This window comes from Paractinoplanes pyxinae (assembly GCF_026626335.1).
Lineage (GTDB): Bacteria > Actinomycetota > Actinomycetes > Mycobacteriales > Micromonosporaceae > Actinoplanes > Actinoplanes pyxinae.
This window is the reverse complement of sequence record NZ_JAPNTZ010000018.1, coordinates 98,579-115,903: the sequence shown is the minus strand read 5'-3', so window position 1 is coordinate 115,903 and position 17,325 is coordinate 98,579. Positions and strand designations below refer to the sequence as shown.

The window sequence follows — 17,325 nt, the reverse complement described above, 5'->3', positions numbered from 1 at the left end:
ACCGGATGAGAGAGCCCTCAGTGACGGCCGAGCCGCGACCCGCCCGCACCTATCCCATGTCCGCCGAGCAGGAGTCGATCTGGCTCAACGATCAGGCCAACGCCGGGCGCTCCCGCTACATCGAGTCGTGGGCATATCGTCTGCGCGGTGCCCGCCTCGACAGGGCGGCCGTGCAGTGGGCACTCTCCGAGATCGTGGCCCGGCACGAATCGCTGCGCAGCCAGCTGTCACTGGTCGAGGGCGAGCCCCGGCAGACTGTGCTGCCCCCTGAGCCGATCGAGCTTCTCGTCGTCGAGACGACCGAGTCGGAGCTGCCCGGGGCACTGCTCTCAGCAGCCGCCTGGCCGCTCCAGCTCGACAGGACACCCCTTTTGCACGCGACGCTTCTCGAGTTGGGAGACGATGACGCCGTCCTGACCGTCGCCGTCCACCATGCGGTTGTCGACGGCTGGTGTTTCAGTCTTCTGGATACCGAGTTCAGCGCTTTGTACCGGCAAGCCGTTACCGGCGTCCACGCGGATCTACCTGCGCTGCCACAGCAGTTCGGTCCCTATGCCAAGCAGCAACGCGATGCTGGTGAGGGCAGCCCGCGTTCGCTGCAGTATTGGGGAGAAGCGATGCGTGGCGCGCCTGTGGAGTCGTCGTTTCCGCCGGACCGGCCTCGGCCGGTGCTGCTCGGCGCCGATGGAGATCGGATTGAGTTCGACCTCGACGCCGGCGTGCGAACCGGGATCTACACAGCAGCTCGCAGCACACGAAGCACGCCATTCGTAGTCCTGGCCGCGGCGGTGGCGGCACTGATCCACCGTTTGGCCGATCAGCAGGACATCGTCATCGGCACGCCGGTGTCTCGTCGTGACGACGAGTCGCTGGATCCGCTGATCGCCTGCCTTTCCGACGTCAAGCCGCTACGCACCCGGGTGAACGAGGACATGACGTTCCGAGCGCTCGTCACCGCCATGCGGGAAAGGGTGTGGGGCGCAGTGGACCATCGCGACATGCCATTCTCCCGGATGGTGCGCGATCGGCGGGTACCACGGTCCGCGAGCCGTTTTCCGCTCTTCCAGGTCGTCATCGGGCTCGACGACGCCCCGGCGCCGATGCTCGACCTCCCATCCCTGACCGCTGAGCGGCTTTATCCGCACTCCGGAACCACCAAGTACGACATCTTCCTCAACTTCGTTCCCACCCGGGATGGTTTCCGAGGGTTCCTGGAGTACTCGACGGACCTGTTCGAACGGGTGACCGCCCAGCGCCTCGCTGACCGATTCCAGACCCTGCTCACCGATGCTGTCCTCGACCTCGATCGCGAGGTGGGAAACCTTGCCATCATCTCTCCATCGGAACGTCGACTGCTCCTTGGCTCCTGGTCGCAACCGGCCGTCGCAGCGGCGCGCCCGTCGCTGGCACACGAAGCCTTCACCACCTGGTCTTCGCTGACCCCGCAAAGCCCAGCGGTAATTCACGGCAGCGCAGAGCTCACCTACGAACAACTAGCCAGCAAATCGGACGCCCTGGCCGCGCGGCTGGTCGCCGTGGGGGTGTCGGGCACGCCCGTTGGTGTCCTCGTTCAACGTGGCCTGAACCTGGCGGTAGCCGTGCTCGCGGTCCTCAAATCCGGCAGCGCCTGCCTTCCCCTCGACCCTGCCTACCCCGCCGATCGCATCCGTTCCATGGCCGCCGACAGCCGGGCCGAGGTCGTCGTTACCGATCCCGACCTTGTCGGATTGCTCCCGACCGGCCTCGCCGTGCTCGGTCCCGAGGCTTCTGACGATAGGGGTGTCCGTGCCCCGCTTCCCCAGGTGAAGCCCGCTGACCTCGCCTATCTGATCTATACCTCTGGCTCCACCGGGCGGCCCAAGGGCGTGGCCATGTCACACCGCGGCCTCGCGAACCTCCTGAGCTGGCAGTCGGTGAGCTCGATTGCCGGCCCCACCGTACGCACCCTCCAATTCGCTGCGCTCGGCTTCGATGTGGCGTTCCAAGAATTTTTCAGTACGTGGGCCACCGGCGGGACACTGGTCATGGTCGACGACGATGTCCGCCGCGACCCGGAGCGCCTGCTCGATCTGCTGTCCGCCCAACGGGTTGAACGCCTCTTCATCCCTTTCGTTGCCCTGCAACAGATAGCCGAATATGCGTGCGCCGCCGACCGCCGCGCCGGCAGCTTGCGCGAGGTGATCACCGCAGGCGAGCAACTACACGCCACCCCAGCCGTGCGTAAGTTCTTCGCACACCACGCGCCGGAGGCATCACTGGAGAATCAGTACGGACCATCGGAGACTCACGTCGTCACCCGGGAACGTCTGGGCGCCGATCCGGATCGCTGGCCTCGCCTTCCACCCATCGGCCGGCCGGTGCCGGGGGCCCGCGTGCACGTATTAGATCGCCGGAACCGGATCTGCCCGGCAGGCGTAACCGGTCAGATCCACATTGGCGGCCAAGCGCTGGCCGACGGCTACCTCGGGCAGCCAGAACTGACTGCCGAGCGATTCATCGAAGATCCATACAACCCCGGCGAACTGCTGTACCGCACCGGCGATGTCGGCAAGTACTTACCGGACGGAAGAATCCAATGGATCGGGCGAACCGACGACCAGGTGAAAATACGCGGACATCGGGTTGAGCCAGGAGAGGTCACCGCCGCAGTGCGAGCGGTAAAGGGCGTATCGCAGGCGGTCACGCTGACCGAGAAAATCGACGGCATCGGCACGCGTCTCGTCGTCTACTACACATGCCCCGGCGAGGACCAAATCCGCCCAGCAGCACTGCGGAAGCTCCTTTCCCGGCGGCTACCCGATTATCTGATCCCCGCTCTGTGCCTGCTCGTGCCGACCTTCCCCTTTACCCCGAGCGGCAAGCTGGACACAGCCGCCCTCGCCGGCCATCGAGGCCAGGCCGAGGCGGTCACCGTGCCGCCAGCCGAGCAGCTCACGCCGACCGAGCGAGTGATCGCGGGGCACTGGCAGCACATGCTGGGAGTCGCCTCCGTCGGTAACCAGGACGACTTCTTCGCGCTCGGCGGAAACTCACTGCTGGCCACCAGACTGGTCTTGCGCCTGCGAGAAGAGCTTCAGCGAGAAATCCCGCTGTCTGCGCTCAACGCCGACCCGACCGTCGCCGGGCTGGCCGCAACCATCGACAGCAGTCGGTCATCCGTCGGCCGGCAGACCGGCTTGCCGAACGACCTACCGGCAGAGACCACTTTGCCCAGAGACGTGACTGCAGCGGACTCCGTGGTTCACGTGGCCGTCTCCCCGGAGTCGGTCCTGCTTACCGGAGCCACGGGATTCCTGGGCGCGTTCATGCTTCGCGCACTTTTGAACCAGACCCCGGCAACGGTGTTCTGCCTGGTCCGTGGACCCAGCGCGGACCAGGCAGCCACCAGGCTGAGAGAAACTCTGACTCGCTACGGCTTGTGGAACGACGCAGCAGACAAGCGGGTCGAAGTTGTGGTCGGTGACCTTGCGTCGCCGCGTCTTGGCCTGCACGCCGACATATTCGATCACCTGGCACGGACCGTTGATGCGGTGTACCACGTGGGTGCGGCGGTGCACCTCGTTGCGTCCTACGAGACGCTCAAACCGGCCACGGTATCCGGCACTTCGGAGATTCTGCGCCTGGCTGCAAGGCATCGCAGCGTGCCTGTTCACCACATCTCCACGATCGGCGTCTACGCCGGCCCTGCCGACGGGCCTATCGGCCCGGACCGGCCGATAGGCCCGCTACAGCTGCTCGAACATGGCTACACTCGCAGCAAATGGGTCGCCGAAAAGCTTGTCGATTCGGCCCGCCACCGATCGCTGCCGGTCAATGTTTACCGGCCGTCGCGAATCGTCGGCCACACCGATACCGGTGCTTGCCAGACCGGCGACTATATGTGGCTGCTCATCAAAGGCTGCATCCAGGTGCAGGCTGCACCGGCTGTCAGTCAACTTTCCTTCGACTTGGTGCCCGTGGACTACGTCAGCAACGCCATCGTCGCCCTGTCGCAAATGGCTCGGGCGGCAGGCCGAACCTTCCACCTGGCCGCCGGAACGTTGCTGCGTTTAGAAACGGTACTCGACTGGGTGCGCTCTTGGGGATATACCGCGCCGACAGTGCCTGTGCCGCAATGGCTGGCCATGATCGAAGCGGACGGGGACAACGCTGCCTATCCCTTGTTGACGGTGTTTGCGGCCGAACTGTCCGATGAGGGCTCGGAGGGACGCCATCTGATCGACATCAGCGCCACCGAGGAGCTTTTGTCCTCGCAGGTACCGCTCGTCGCGGTCGACGAGGCTACGTTCGGCACCTACCTGCAGTACTTCGTCGACACCGGCTGGTTGCCTCCGCCCCTGGGCCAATAGATGGGCGAAGCGGTATCGCTGGACCGGGCAGAGCGTGGCGCGGCGGTCGATCGTGGCTGCCGGGCGTGAACGGGAACGCGTCGACGACTGCAACGTCTGCGTCGCCCATCCAGCCGGGAATGCGCCCAGCCCGCTCGGCACGTAGCGTTGCCGACTCGGCAGTCCGATTCGTCTAACGGTCTGTGGTCGGACGCCAGGATATGTGTCTGGTCATGCGGCGGAAGTGTGAGCAATGGCCCTCGGGCGACCTTGCCGGCCGTCACAATCATGGGTTCGGGCAGGAACTCTCGGATCGCCTCGGCCTCGACGTGGGTCGGATCGACCGGATCAGGGACTCTGGAGCACGGTCGACCAACGTGCGACAGATCTGACTGTCGTACAGGTGATAAGCACTACGAAACGCGTCACGACGGGGCAACTGACGCCGCTGCGCATTTGCTGACCGAGACCGATGCGACGTCGCCGGCAACCCGAAGAGACAGGGGGACTCGAGTAGCACGCGGTCCCAGGCCGTACGTGCTCGCTCAGCCAGATCAAGCTCCTAGCGGTCGTTACCGGAAGCCATGTGAGGTCCTTCTCGAACGAGGGTCCCGCTCAGGTTGCCGTCAACGACGACTCCTGGACGGACGTCGAGCACTCGGCGCTCGACGTGAACGGACTGCTTGGGGGAGGCGGCTGAGATCTGCGTTCCGGGGCGGGTACACGCGCCTCAGGCCATTGACGAACGGAAGTGCGGTGGTCTACGTGCGCTGGAGGAAATGTATAGGCAGGCCCAGCTCGGGGCCAACTATTGAGCCAATTATTCCCCGTTTTTGCATGCTTCCAGGAATCGTCCTTCCAGTGGCGAACGATAACTATCGACATTGATGGCTATACTATATGCCGCCTGGCCGTATCGTCAAACCTGATACGCAGAGTGACGATGCCGGGGTTCGATGGGCGGCTGACGGTCGGATTGATCAGGGATTCGGTTAACCACAGGAAAAACCAAGGTGCAGTCTGCGTCACTTTCAGTTCACAAAGAGGTATGGGTCGTCATCCTAAATCAGGTTTTTCCGACATTTCGCTCCGGCGAACGCTCCGCTTGTGACGCTTTCAACATATCGATCATCATGCTTGACTTGACACCACGTAAGGTCCTTAGGCTGTCTTCCCGACCTGATCGCAGCGCGGATTCTTCAACCTTGACTTTGTCGGCGGCGTTGGTGGCAAGCGAGTCAAAGGACTTCGTCGCCACCGGAAAGATGCTTCGAGCTGCGCACCTCTGGCAGTTCTCACCGAATGACAAATAGCGCCACGGGGGCCAATAACAGTGTCAAAATCGAACGCTCCATCGACCCCATCTGTCCACGGTCTTGCCATCCCGGATGCACTGCTCACGGACTCGGCCGTTGCCCTGTTACACACTGGCGCCGGGGACAACGACTGGCTCGGGCTAGGCCGTGTTGACCTGCTGGCTGTGCACGCGGTCAAGCCGATCTCAGACGGAACGCTCCGCCACTATGCCGACGGAGTCGTCTGGACATGCGAGCACCGTTCGACTGACGAGATCGAGGTGGCCGCTGAAGCGCTCACGTCCGCCGGTGACAGCGCTCAAGGACAGCTGAGTCTTCTCCGGCGGATTATTGACGCCAAGCCGCTGTCGGGGGAGAGCTGGCATCGGCGACTCGGCGAACATCTGCGGGGCTCGGCCTACCGGGATCTTGTGCGGGAGCACCATGTCCGGCGCGCCCGTACAGCCATCGAGAACACCAACATACTGCTCACTCGCGGCGATCCTCTCGGCGCAGCCATGAGTAGTCGCGCTGCGCTCAATGCCACCGTGGACGCGCTGCTCACCGGCGCTGGCTACGGTGTCCCGGCGGACCCTCGCCGCCGGGACACCGTTGCTCTTCTCGCGGAGTCCGGCCATCCGCTCGGCCGCCTGCTGTCCCCGCAGCGGTATCAGGACGTTCAGACGATGCGGGGTTTGTACGTCGACGACGCCGAGACGTGGGTCGGGTTTGTGCTGACGATCTGTCTGACGATCCTGCTCGCACTAGAAGCTCAGGATGCCCTACCCGACCTTGTAGAACATCTGGAGAGCATCTCTTGACCAGAACCACGCCGAACTCGGCGGCTCCCTACTTCAGTCCGGAGAGTGCACGGCTTGCCGATCGCACCGTGAGCCCTTCATACGGGGCAGTCGGCCCGCTCATCACGCCGGACAGCCGGGTGCTGCTCCAGTTACGTGACGACAAGCCCGAGATCCGCACCTGTAGCGCGCTCGACGAATTGTTATTCGGCGCGGGTCAGGCCATGCGTTTCACGGCCGTCGAGGAGGCGTTGCGGCTTGACCTGGTGCCGTTCGCGAGGCGTTTGATCGAAGCCCTACCGGATGCCGTACGAGCGTGATCAGCAGTCACTGTGGAAAGGCCTTCCCGGAGTTGTTTCCGGAGGGGCTGGTAGGCCTCGTGCCGGGCCGGCCGGATGGTTGCCCGCATCGCACATCGTGGCCCGAACGGCACCCGAGTCCGTGCCGCGCACGGTGGCGCTGCCGCATTCGGCATGAACACGCTCACCAGTCTGGCCGGGGATGATCGCCGGTTTACCCGCCACATGAGATCCCGGACCTGCCTCATTCGCCGCCCCGGCGCGGCCGCCCGCGACGCCGTCATTCATGCCCGAACAGCCAACCCTGGCCACCACACCTGCCACGGTGTCCACCCCACGCCACCTGTGATGCACACAGCTGGCAATCCGCGGAGGAGGCGATATGACTGCACCGAAGGGGAGGTTGCTCCCACTTAATACGGCACAGGCAAGGAATCTGCGTAACTTCACTGCGGAGGAACTGCCCCTCTGGCGGCTCACAATTCTCACCGAAGTTACCAGCCGTCTCACACCCGACCGGGCCAGGGCGGTGCTTGTTACCATCGTTGCCCGGCACGAGGCCTTACGCAGCCGTCTGGCCGTCGGTCCATCAGGGTGCCCGATGCAGGAAGTTCTCCCAGCCCGTGCGGCGGAATCTGTGATGCGTTGGCATCTGGTAGTTGAGAATGCTTTCGACAGCGCCGACAAGCGATTCTGGGAAGAAGCGGAGATCGATCCGTGGTTGCACGCGTTTCATGCGACCGCCTATGTAGTCGACAATGCTGTGGCTGCGGTCAAAGTGACGGTATCTCACGTGTTTGCCGACAGGATCGGTATTCAGGTCATCGAAAACGAGCTCTACGCCGTCTTCGCCAGGAGGGCACCATCGGCGCCCGATCCTCGGCAAGCAAGCTCCTATGCGCTGACCGGGACGGATCCTAAGGTCGCCCAAAATACCGCCTTTTGGCGAGAAGTGCTTTCTGAGGCGCCTCGGTCGTGCACCTATGCCCCGGTCCGTCGGGATGAGATGGAGACGGTACACGGTGTGGAAATCCAGCTGCCCGACGATCTCTTGAGACAGGTAGAAAAGGCTGCGAGCAGTTTGCGCACGACGCCCAGTTGCATATGGACCGCCGCCGTCAGCATCCTTGCCGAGGGGCTGTCCGGGCAGCACCGGCAAGTGTTCAAGACGTGGACAGCCAACCGAACAACCCCTCAGGATTTCACCGCGGTAGTGCATCTGGCGCAAGTAGTTTTCATGCCGCTACTGGGGAATCCTGACGATACCCTGCGCGCGAGAGTGGACTTGGCGACCGAAGTATCGTTCGAAATGTTCGAACGTGGGACCTACGACGCAAGCGCCATTCTTGACCATTTCAACACCGGCTCCGGGTTCGGCGGAATGTTTTTCCATCCAGCGTTCGAATGGCACTACATACCGACTATGCATCATGTGAGATGCACGCCGGGCGCCGCGCCGCGTATCTTCGAGGAGCAGGCTCGACCAAGACTTTCGAGCGCCATGTCGGACCTTCAGGTCTCGCTGTCGTATGAGCCGGGTCCTATTTTGCAGGTTCGGGCACGTCGTCCGATCAGCGAGGAGCGGTCGCCGGAATCGCTCTTGGTGGACCTGATCCGGACAGTCGAATTAATCTGCCGCTCGCCGGATGTGCCGACGCAGCGTGCCGGAATTTCTGCACTTCCTTCACGTGCTGACTTGGTGCCGGGTCATCACAGCGGTGCAGAAATAAGCCTGAGCTTTATCAAAGCGCTTGTTCTGGCAGTTCCGGGCATTGTCGAATGCTACGTGAAAATCGACGACACCGACGGGCAACTCCTCGCGGAACTGGAGCTGGCCGCCGGCTACGATCCCACAACTGTCAAGGCTGAGATCCGGTCTGTGCTGGTGCAAGCCCATGGCACCGCCGTACCTGACGCGTACCTTTTCAGCTTCGCTTGATTTCCCCTTCTTGGGGGCAGCTAATTCTTGGAGCAAGTACATGCGCATAATATCGACGGGACATGCGGGGTTGCTGGTGGAGACGCGCGAAGGCAGCGTGCTGTGCGATCCATGGTTCAATCCCGCCTACTATGGTTCCTGGTTTCCATTTCCTGATAACTCGGGACTGGATCCATCGGTTCTCGGCAAGGCGGATTATCTCTATATATCACATCTGCACCGGGACCATTTCGACCCCGAGTGGCTGCGCCGTCATATGTCGAAGCGCGCTACGGTACTGCTTCCTGACTACCCCGTGCCTGACCTTCGCGATGCCTTGGAAGAAATCGGCTTCCGGTCGTTCATCGTGACGCGGGACAACGAAATAACCGAACTCGACGGTGACTTGCGCGTCATGATCACCACAGTTGCGAGTCCTGCCGATGGCGAGATCGGCGACTCGGCCATAGCATTGGACGACGGCCAGGTTCGTATCTTCAACCAGAATGACGCGCGACCCATTGCGAGCCGGCCGATCGAGGCGTTCGGTCCGCTGAGCGGACATTTCCTGCAGTACTCTGGCGCGATCTGGTTTCCCATGGTTTACGAGTTCCCCGATCGGATGAAATCCACTCTCGGTCGGCGCAAGCGTAAAAATGGGATGAGTCGCGCGCTTCAGTACATCAACCAGTATGGCGCCGCGCAGGTTTTCCCCTTTGCTGGTCCGCCGTGTTTCCTGGACGATGACTTGTTCCACTTGAACGACTTCGCCAACAGCGACGACAACACCTTTCCCGATCAGATGGCGTTTCTGGACTTCTTGACGGAGCAGGGCGTTCAGAATGCTCATCTTTTCCTGCCCGGCACCGTGGTCGAGCTCGGACGGGACGGGAGTTTCGCCATTGAACAGGTGCCGCAGGACGTCATCGACGACATTTATCAGGACCGCACCCGGTACATGCGGGCATATCAGGCGCGGTCACGCCCCAAGCTGGACGCTGAGCGCGCCTCGTGGCCCAGCGACACCAGCGATCTTCTGGCCCAGCTCAAGGAGTGGATAGAGCCGTTGCTGGCCCACGCCGACCATATCTGCGCCGGGGTCAACGGCCGCGTCCTGTTCGATGTTCGTCCTGATGGTGCCGAACAGCAGCCTGAGCACATCGTCTTCGACTTCCTCGACCGGCGAGTGAAGCACTGGGCGGGTGAGGATTGCCGATACGCCTTCCGGGTGGCCCGTCCCCTCGTGGAGGATCTGGTCCGCACCCGCGAACAAGACTGGGTGAACCACCTTTTCTTGTCCTGCCGGTTCGCTGCGCAGCGCAAGGGCGCTTACAACGAGTACGTCTTCAGCTTCCTCCAGGCGATGTCCCCTCGTCGGCTGGAGTACGTGGAACGGTACTACGCGGAGCAGAACGAGGAGGCCGAGTTCGCAAGGGCTGGGGAATTCATAGTGCAGCGGCACTGCCCGCACCTCGGTGCCGACTTGGAGCGCTTCGGAGTGGTCAGCCGGGGTGTCCTCACCTGCCAGCTTCACGGCTGGCAGTTCGATCTGGCTACCGGGAACTGCCTGACGAGCGACGATCGCAAGCTTGTCGCCCGGTTCGAGCCGGCCTCAGGGAGGTGCGACCTGCCCTCGATCTCCGTACTCGACCAGCCGGCCACCGCCGGTCGCGGCGACGCGTGAGAGGCGAGCCGAGGCCGGAACCGGTCAAAGCCGGATTGACGACCGGCTTGAAGTTTCTGTACTTCCCCCAGCTGCCTCCGGATGGTGGGTGCCGGTAGCCCTACGGCGGCGGCCGCCTCGGCGATGTCCGAGGCGCAGAGCAGCCAGGGCGTGAGATGTCATCTTGCGCAGGACATTGAAAGCGAAACACCGGTCCGAGGGAGGAATACCCGGGTGCCCTGCCCATCGAAGCACTCCGAGGATGCACGTCGCAACGCGGTCGGGCTCGCGCCGCCTTCAGGCCGCACGCCGCGCAGCGAGCTGACCGAGCTCGAACACGGCGAGTTGCGCCGGCTCTTGAGCAAGCACGGCTGTCCCGCGGTGACGAAGGAGATCCTTCGGGACGGGGGTGGAACTTCACCTCGTTGTGGGCCCGGGGACTCCGCCACAGGTGCGTCCATCGACGCCGAGGACCGGCTCATGGCTGATTCATTGCCGGCGGATCTCGTCCTCGACGGGAAGGACTGACGCCGTCATGACCGATCTCGACATCGTCGACAGCATCGCCGATCTGGACCCGGTCACATTCGACGCCCTCGACCGGTCAGCCGGCGCCGCGGGCAGCTACCAGCGGATGCTGCAGATCGAAGAAGATCGTCGATGGCGTGTCCGATTCGCGCGGGCATGGCGTACAGGGCAACTGAACGCTGTGATACCGCTGTTCACCTGCCGGGGCCGAGCCTGGGTCGATCCGGTGTACGACCCTGGTACCTGGGGCATCCCGGGCGGCCCCTTTGACAGTTCGCCCGACCGCGTCATGCTCGTCGCGGGTTGTGCCGACCTTCGCACCGGGCTTCGCGTCGGCCCTGGTTCGGCGCCTGAGCAAGTCAAACAGTTGCTGGTGCGTATCGCCGCCCTTGCCGTGACCGAAGAGCGGTTTCTGGCTTTCCCCTATTTCTACGCGGATGCCCGTGCGGCGATCTCCGACGCGACCGCAGGCATGACCTCGTGGACGTACCTCGGGAAAGAGGCAAGGTTCAACGACACGCACCTATCAGATCGTGAGGGCCGGCTCCGCAGCCGGGTACGAGGAGTCCTTCGGCGAGATCGGCGGAACATCGCCAAATACGGCTTCCGGACCGGCGTCGAGCGCTGGGCGGAGTCGAGTGGTGAGGTACTCGACCTGATCGCGACGCACAACGTGACCAAGGGACAGAAGGACCACCCCGAGTTCGTTCGCATGCGACACGACCAGTGGAATCACTGCGACGGAGTGGAAGTCGTCACGTTCACTCTGGAATCCGCGACGACCCGCGGTGTATTGACCGCCCTCGTATGGTCGGGCGAGTTGGAGCTGTACGAAGTGGGTCTCTCCGGCCACGACGGACCCGAGCGCATGGCCGCGTACGCGAGCCTGCTGTTCCACCAGCCGCTCGCCTTCGCCGCCGAGCATGGGCTGCGCTGCGTGCGCGCTGGACTTGCTGCCGAGACTCCTAAGTCGTCACGCGGCGCCAGTTTCAGCGAACTCTCCGGTGGTGTACTCCTCCCCGACAAGACGAGGAGGCAGGCGGATGCCGTCCTTACCTAGGGTGGTGGTGCCAATCGCCGCAGATGGATCCCTGGCCCCCGTAGACATCGCAAAGTCCTCCGACGGCCTGCTGGAGCTCGTCTTCTTGATCAATTCGGAGGAGCCTGAAAGCGCCTCCCTCGCACCGATCGCTTCGGCGTTGGCACGTACGGAGTCAGCGCCGTTCAGTGACCTCGAAGCGTGCCGGCGCGCGATGGAGCGGTGCGGAGCCGGTTCCGCCCAGACGTTTGTCGACCGGTACTGCCGGCTGACCGCCTTGCTCAACGCGGTCGGCTCCGAGCGCGAAACGACGTGGGGCCGCAAGGATGTGCAGCGGCAGCTTTACCGGATGGCCGGCGTCTCACACACCCGTTCGCGGCGTCTGCACAGCGCGGAGTGTCTTCTTGGGTTCATCGCCGCCGAAGGGCTCCCGGTCGTGGTCAAGCCCGTCGACGGTGTTGCCAGCCGTGAACTGTGGATCCTGCGGAACGAGAACGATGTCCGGGAGATTCTTCAGTCTCGGAGCAGACCGGAGAATTTCGCGGGGATGTTCGCTGAGACCTTCATCATGGGGCAGCCGCCGCACGCACCCTACCTCGGGGATTATTACTCCGCCGAAGTGTTTCGCGACCGGTCCGGAAATCCTTTCATCTCCGTCCTGTCGGACCGTATCGCTCCAAGGGAACCGGCGAACAGGGAGGCCGGGGTAATCTTCCCCACCCATCTCGACAACACCGAAGCAGCCGTGCTTCTGCGTACAGCCGATGCCGCTGTCGATGCCCTTGGTGAACACCATGGGGCATTTCACGTGGAGGTGAAGCAGGGTGTGCCGCAGCCGGACGTGATCGAAGTCAACGGCCGGCTCGGGGGATTTGTACACCGGCTTGTGCTGGCCGGCACGGGCGTCGACATGGGCAGGATGGCGCTGCTTGCCGGCCTGGGACGGGCAGCGGATGTGCGTCTGGACTGGCGCCGCTGCGTGGCACTACTCATGTTCCAACCACCCGTCGACGCGTTGCGCATCGAAGCGGGACCGAACCGGCGCGAGTTGATGGATCTGCCGGGCGTCTTCTCGGTTGACCGGCTCGTCAGCCACGGTGCTGTCGTGGACGGGCGGGGCGAGAACGGCGGGGCTCTCGCGCGCGTGTGGCTGACGGCAGATGACCACGACATGCTGCACCGCCGCGTCGGGCGAGTCGTGGAGACGCTCGACGAGCGCTTTGTCCTCGTCGACCGGAACGGTCGACGAGTCTGCGACACCAGGTGGACCCAACAGATTTCACGACACCAGTACAAGGAGTGCGAATGACCGTCGAGAACGTGGCCGCCCTGATGGCCGAGCTTGTCAAGATGGACTACGTGGCGCCGGACGAGAGTTTCTTCGACGTAGGTGGAACCTCGTTTCTGTCGCTGACGCTGATCAGCAGGATCGAGTCGGACTTCGGCGTGAAGCTGTCCATGCTTGATGTCGTCCGTGCGGGCACTCCCGTGAACGTTGCCGAACTCATCGATGCGGGCCGCTAGGTGATGTCAGCCGTCGGCACGGTCTGGGAGCGCGTTCTCGAGCATGTAGACGCTGCGCCTGAGCACACCGCCCTGGAATCCGCGGCCGGGAAACTCTCTTACACCGAGTTCTCGGAGCAGGCGCGAGAGCTGGCCAAGGTTTTGGACGAGCGATCCACTGCCGGCTCGCTCGTGGCGTTCCAGATCCCAGATCTCGCGCGGGCATGTGTCGCGGTGGTAGCTGCCGCTTCGGCCCGTCGTGCCTTCATGCCGCTGGCGAGCGACAGCCCGCAGGCACATCGGGCAAAGGTCCTCCGGGACGCCGGACCGGAGCTCGTGATCAGCATTGAGAAGGACGGAACGTTCCGCTGTGAAGCCGTCGAAGAGACGCAGGTCGACAGCTACTCGTCGGGTATGGCGGACATAGCTTATGTCATGTATACGTCAGGCTCGACCGGGCAACCTAAGGGCGTGGTCGTGTCGCACCAGGCCCTTCTGGAGCGGCTGGCCGGGCTAGCGGCGATTCCGGGCCTGCGTCCTGGCGAATCCATGCTGGCGATGACCGCGCTCTCGTTCGACATATCCATGGCCGAGCTGCTTCTGCCCCTCTATGTTGGCGGCACCGTGGTGGCCGCACCCGAAGAGGCGCGACTGGATCCGTCGGTCTTCATGGACTGCGTGGCCCTGCACCGGCCGGACGTCCTACAGGCGACCCCGAGCTTCTGGCGTCTGGCTCTCGCCGTTGGTTGGCAGGGATCGCCCACCAGCCGGATCTGGTGCGGTGGTGAGGCGATGACGTCGACGCTCGCGCAGGTGCTGCTCAATCGGTGTGCCGCACTGTGGAACGTCTACGGCCCGACCGAGGCCACCATCTGGGCGACGGCCGATCTGGTGCACGATGCGGGTCGGATCTCCCTGGGCCAGCCGCTGCCAGGGAGCGGTCTGTTCATCGTGGACAGCGACGGCTCCGTGGTGTCCAAAGCCGGACGACCAGGTGAGCTCACTCTCCACGGCGCCGGCCTCGCGGACGGATATCTCAACCGGGGCGAACTGACTTCAGAGCGGTTCATCAGCCTGATCACCCCACAGGGCGAACGGACCTGTTACCGCACCGGTGACCGTGTCCAGTATCGCGACGATGCAACGATCGAGTTCCTCGGTCGAATGGATGACCAAGTCAAACTCCGAGGCCACCGCGTCGAACTGGGCGAGATCGAGTCCGTTCTCGAATCACATCCCGAAGTGTCGCAGTCGGTTGTCTTGCTACGCGACACCGACGCGCCCGAGCGGGCCAGTCTCGTGGCCTTCGTGGTCATCCCCCTCGGTGGGATCACCACTTCGGATTTGCGTCGGTGGCTGGCCAGTCGACTGCCACCGATCATGCGGCCGGCGCGATTCTTGCAGGTGGATGAGCTGCCGCGGACTATAGCTGGGAAGATCGACCGGGTCAGGCTCAAGCGGGAGATGTCGGGCATATGAAGCTTCCTGCCGGACTGGAGCTGCTTCGGGCGCCGGGGTTCCGTGCGTATCTGCTGGGAATGATCTGCGTCGAACTAGCCGTCACGACCGTGCAGGTCGCCCTCCCCTTCGCGATCTTCTCGCTGGGTGGTGGGCCGGGTGACGTCGGTGTCGCACTCGGCGTGGGCGTTATCCCCAGGATCGGTCTCGTGCTGTTCGGCGGTGTGGCCGGGGATCGTTTTTCGCGGCGCACAGTGCTCCTGGTGACCACACTTTTCTTGACCTGTTGCCAAGCTGTAGGCGGGGGGATCCTGCTCGGGGGCGGAGCAGGTGTCTGGACCCTGATCGTCCTGCAGACGGCCTACGGTGCCGCCCTTGCCTTCGTGCTGCCTACGCTCACGGGCATTGTGCTCGATGTCGCCCCGAAAGACTCGTTGCTACAGGCGAACTCGCTGGTGCGACTGGCGCGGAACTCCAGCGCGATTGCAGGTCCCTCGCTGGCCGGAATCGTAGTGGCGGTGGCGAATCCGGGGTGGGCATATGTCGTGAGTGGAATCGCATTCGCTTGCGCCCTCATCGTTCTGCGCCTGATGCCCAAGGTGACGCGACCTCAGCAGGCCGGCGGCGAATCCATGCGGCGTGAGCTCCTCGAAGGCTGGAGCGCCTTCTCAGGAACCCCCTGGATCTGGCTCATGGTCGCGAGTTTTGCCCTCTACCAAGCGACGATGATGCCAGCCATTATGGTGGGCGGTCCCACCGTGGCCGAGAGCACGGTGGGTGTGTCGGGCTGGGCGACAGTACTGACGGCGCGCAGCCTCGGCGCGATCATCGTCGGCTTCCTGCTGCTGCGCTGGAGGCCGGCCCGGCCGCTACTTCTGGCCACCTTGATCCTGCTACTGGACATCCCCTTCGTTCTGGCGCTTGTGTACAACGCGAGCCTCATCGTTTTGCTCGCAGCAGCAATACTCTCCGCGGCCGCGCTGAACGTCGGTGACACCTTATGGGAGACCACGCTGCAGGAGCGCGTTGACTCGCACATGCTGTCGCGCGTCAGTTCCTACGACTGGCTGGGGTCGCTTGCCTTCGCCCCCCTGGGGTTTCTGGTGCTCGGTCTGTGGATCCAACACGCAGGTATGCATAATGCGCTGCTTGCCGTCGCGGCCCTTCACGCGGCAGTCCACATAGGTATTGCGCTGCTGCCTCAGATCAGGCGAGCGCTCCTCCCAGGACCTGTTACGGAGGCTGTCTCGGACTCGACGGAACCGGGCTACGAGCCTCTCGAAAGTGAAAAACGAAATTCCTCAGGACCACTCCTGTCCGGCCCGCCTTAGGAACGAGCTGATCCGCATGCAGCAAACGACATGTCCGACGAACGTCAAAGGGATGCTATGAGCCACTCGCAGCGACTGAAGGCTGCCATTGCCGAGACCTCAACCACTCCGCTGATCGGGGTGTTCGACATGCTCTCCGCTTCACTGGCGGCTCTCCACTACGACGGCATGTTCGTATCCGGATTCGGCTTCGCCGCCTCGCACTATGGCCTGCCCGACATCGGATTCATCGCATGGCCGGACATCGTCGCGTTCGTGCAGCGGCTGCGCGTGGCCTTCCCGGACCAGCATCTTCTGGTCGACATCGATGACGGCTACGTGGATCCTGAGACGGCCTGCCATGTGGTTCGCCAGCTGGAGCTGTGCGGTGCCTCCGGGGTAGTTCTCGAGGATCAGAAGCGGCCCCGACGGTGCGGCCATGTCGAAGGCAAGCAGGTGCTGCCGCTCGCCGAGTACCTGGACAAGCTGCAGATGGTGCTTGATACGCGCTCGGACCTGGTGGTGGTGGCGCGCACCGACGCCACTGACGAGGCGGAGATCCTCCGGCGTGCCGAGGCGTTCGCTGCTACGGATGCCGACGTTATCCTCGTCGACGGAGTACGCAGCGTCGATTGGATCCGCAAGGTCAAAGGCGTAATAGGCGACAAGCCGCTGCTTTTCAACCAGATTGCCGGCGGAAAGTCTCCCCGGCTGTCGCTTTCGGAGCTTGATGAGCTGGGCGTCGACCTGGCCATCTATAGCACGCCTTGTTTGTTCGCCGCGCACGGAGCCATCGATGGCGCGCTCCGAGAGCTCAAGGCGGCTGACGGCAGGCTCCCCGAACTCGGCCCGGACAGTATCGGCGTCACGGAGTCCCTCAGACTGTTCGAGCGCAACATCAGCCGGCACCATCCTGTGCCCAAGTCTGCCTGAGCCGGTAGCCGAGGCTCGGTGCATAACGCGCTCGGTAGGGGAGACGCACTGCCGGACGGACTTCGTCGTGGGTTGGAATTCAGCAAGAGCCATCACCACGACGAGGTCTGCCGCCACTGGACGCCCTGTGTACCGCTATGCCCTGTGGTGAACCAAGCGATGATCCGAAGCGGCTCCTGGAGCAGATCTTCGACGTGCGGACGTGTCTGCTGCGACCGGCCCGCAATCGACCACGAATCGCTACGGAATAC

Annotated in this window: 12 protein-coding genes; 11 read left to right on the top strand and 1 reads right to left on the bottom strand. The window is 63.5% G+C overall.

What is annotated here, in order from left to right; genetic code table 11:
• The first annotated feature begins 20 nt into the window (after nucleotides 1-20).
• A complete protein-coding gene (locus OWR29_RS39370; RefSeq protein ID WP_267568648.1) occupies nucleotides 21-4,349 on the top strand; it encodes a non-ribosomal peptide synthetase in 4,329 nt (1,442 codons plus the stop codon).
• A 1,045-nt stretch (nucleotides 4,350-5,394) separates the two neighbouring features.
• On the opposite strand, the gene OWR29_RS39365 is transcribed toward OWR29_RS39370, so the two are convergent.
• Nucleotides 5,395-5,586, bottom strand: a complete 192-nt coding sequence (locus tag OWR29_RS39365) for a hypothetical protein (protein WP_267568647.1) — start codon at nucleotides 5,584-5,586, stop codon at nucleotides 5,395-5,397.
• A gap of 222 nt (nucleotides 5,587-5,808) precedes the next feature.
• Between OWR29_RS39365 and OWR29_RS39360 the strand changes: the two genes are divergently transcribed.
• The 10 genes from OWR29_RS39360 to OWR29_RS39315 all read left to right on the top strand — a co-directional run bounded on the left by OWR29_RS39360 (nucleotide 5,809) and on the right by OWR29_RS39315 (nucleotide 17,074).
• Complete coding sequence (locus OWR29_RS39360; protein ID WP_267568646.1) at nucleotides 5,809-6,444, top strand: hypothetical protein; 636 nt, start codon at nucleotides 5,809-5,811, stop codon at nucleotides 6,442-6,444.
• On the top strand, nucleotides 6,441-6,743 hold the full coding sequence (locus OWR29_RS39355) for a hypothetical protein (protein WP_267568645.1): 303 nt from the start codon (nucleotides 6,441-6,443) through the stop codon (nucleotides 6,741-6,743). The genes OWR29_RS39360 and OWR29_RS39355 overlap by 4 nt, the downstream gene beginning before the upstream one ends.
• A gap of 361 nt (nucleotides 6,744-7,104) precedes the next feature.
• A complete protein-coding gene (locus OWR29_RS39350) occupies nucleotides 7,105-8,661 on the top strand; it encodes a condensation domain-containing protein (protein ID WP_267568644.1) in 1,557 nt (518 codons plus the stop codon).
• A 76-nt stretch (nucleotides 8,662-8,737) separates the two neighbouring features.
• Nucleotides 8,738-10,324, top strand: coding sequence for a Rieske 2Fe-2S domain-containing protein (locus OWR29_RS39345; RefSeq protein WP_324291301.1), 1,587 nt, complete (start codon nucleotides 8,738-8,740; stop codon nucleotides 10,322-10,324).
• A gap of 514 nt (nucleotides 10,325-10,838) precedes the next feature.
• Complete coding sequence (locus tag OWR29_RS39340; protein ID WP_267568642.1) at nucleotides 10,839-11,891, top strand: hypothetical protein; 1,053 nt, start codon at nucleotides 10,839-10,841, stop codon at nucleotides 11,889-11,891.
• A 4-nt stretch (nucleotides 11,892-11,895) separates the two neighbouring features.
• On the top strand, nucleotides 11,896-13,179 hold the full coding sequence (locus OWR29_RS39335) for an ATP-grasp domain-containing protein (RefSeq protein WP_267568641.1): 1,284 nt from the start codon (nucleotides 11,896-11,898) through the stop codon (nucleotides 13,177-13,179).
• On the top strand, nucleotides 13,176-13,394 hold the full coding sequence (locus tag OWR29_RS39330) for a phosphopantetheine-binding protein (protein ID WP_267568640.1): 219 nt from the start codon (nucleotides 13,176-13,178) through the stop codon (nucleotides 13,392-13,394). Before OWR29_RS39335 ends, OWR29_RS39330 begins: the two co-directional genes overlap by 4 nt.
• 3 nt (nucleotides 13,395-13,397) lie before the next feature.
• Nucleotides 13,398-14,852: an amino acid adenylation domain-containing protein gene (locus OWR29_RS39325; protein WP_267568729.1), complete on the top strand. Its 1,455-nt coding sequence runs from the start codon at nucleotides 13,398-13,400 to the stop codon at nucleotides 14,850-14,852.
• Nucleotides 14,849-16,162: an MFS transporter gene (locus tag OWR29_RS39320; protein ID WP_267568639.1), complete on the top strand. Its 1,314-nt coding sequence runs from the start codon at nucleotides 14,849-14,851 to the stop codon at nucleotides 16,160-16,162. Before OWR29_RS39325 ends, OWR29_RS39320 begins: the two co-directional genes overlap by 4 nt.
• 30 nt (nucleotides 16,163-16,192) lie before the next feature.
• Nucleotides 16,193-17,074, top strand: coding sequence for an isocitrate lyase/PEP mutase family protein (locus OWR29_RS39315; RefSeq protein WP_267568638.1), 882 nt, complete (start codon nucleotides 16,193-16,195; stop codon nucleotides 17,072-17,074).
• Nucleotides 17,075-17,325: the final 251 nt, after the last annotated feature.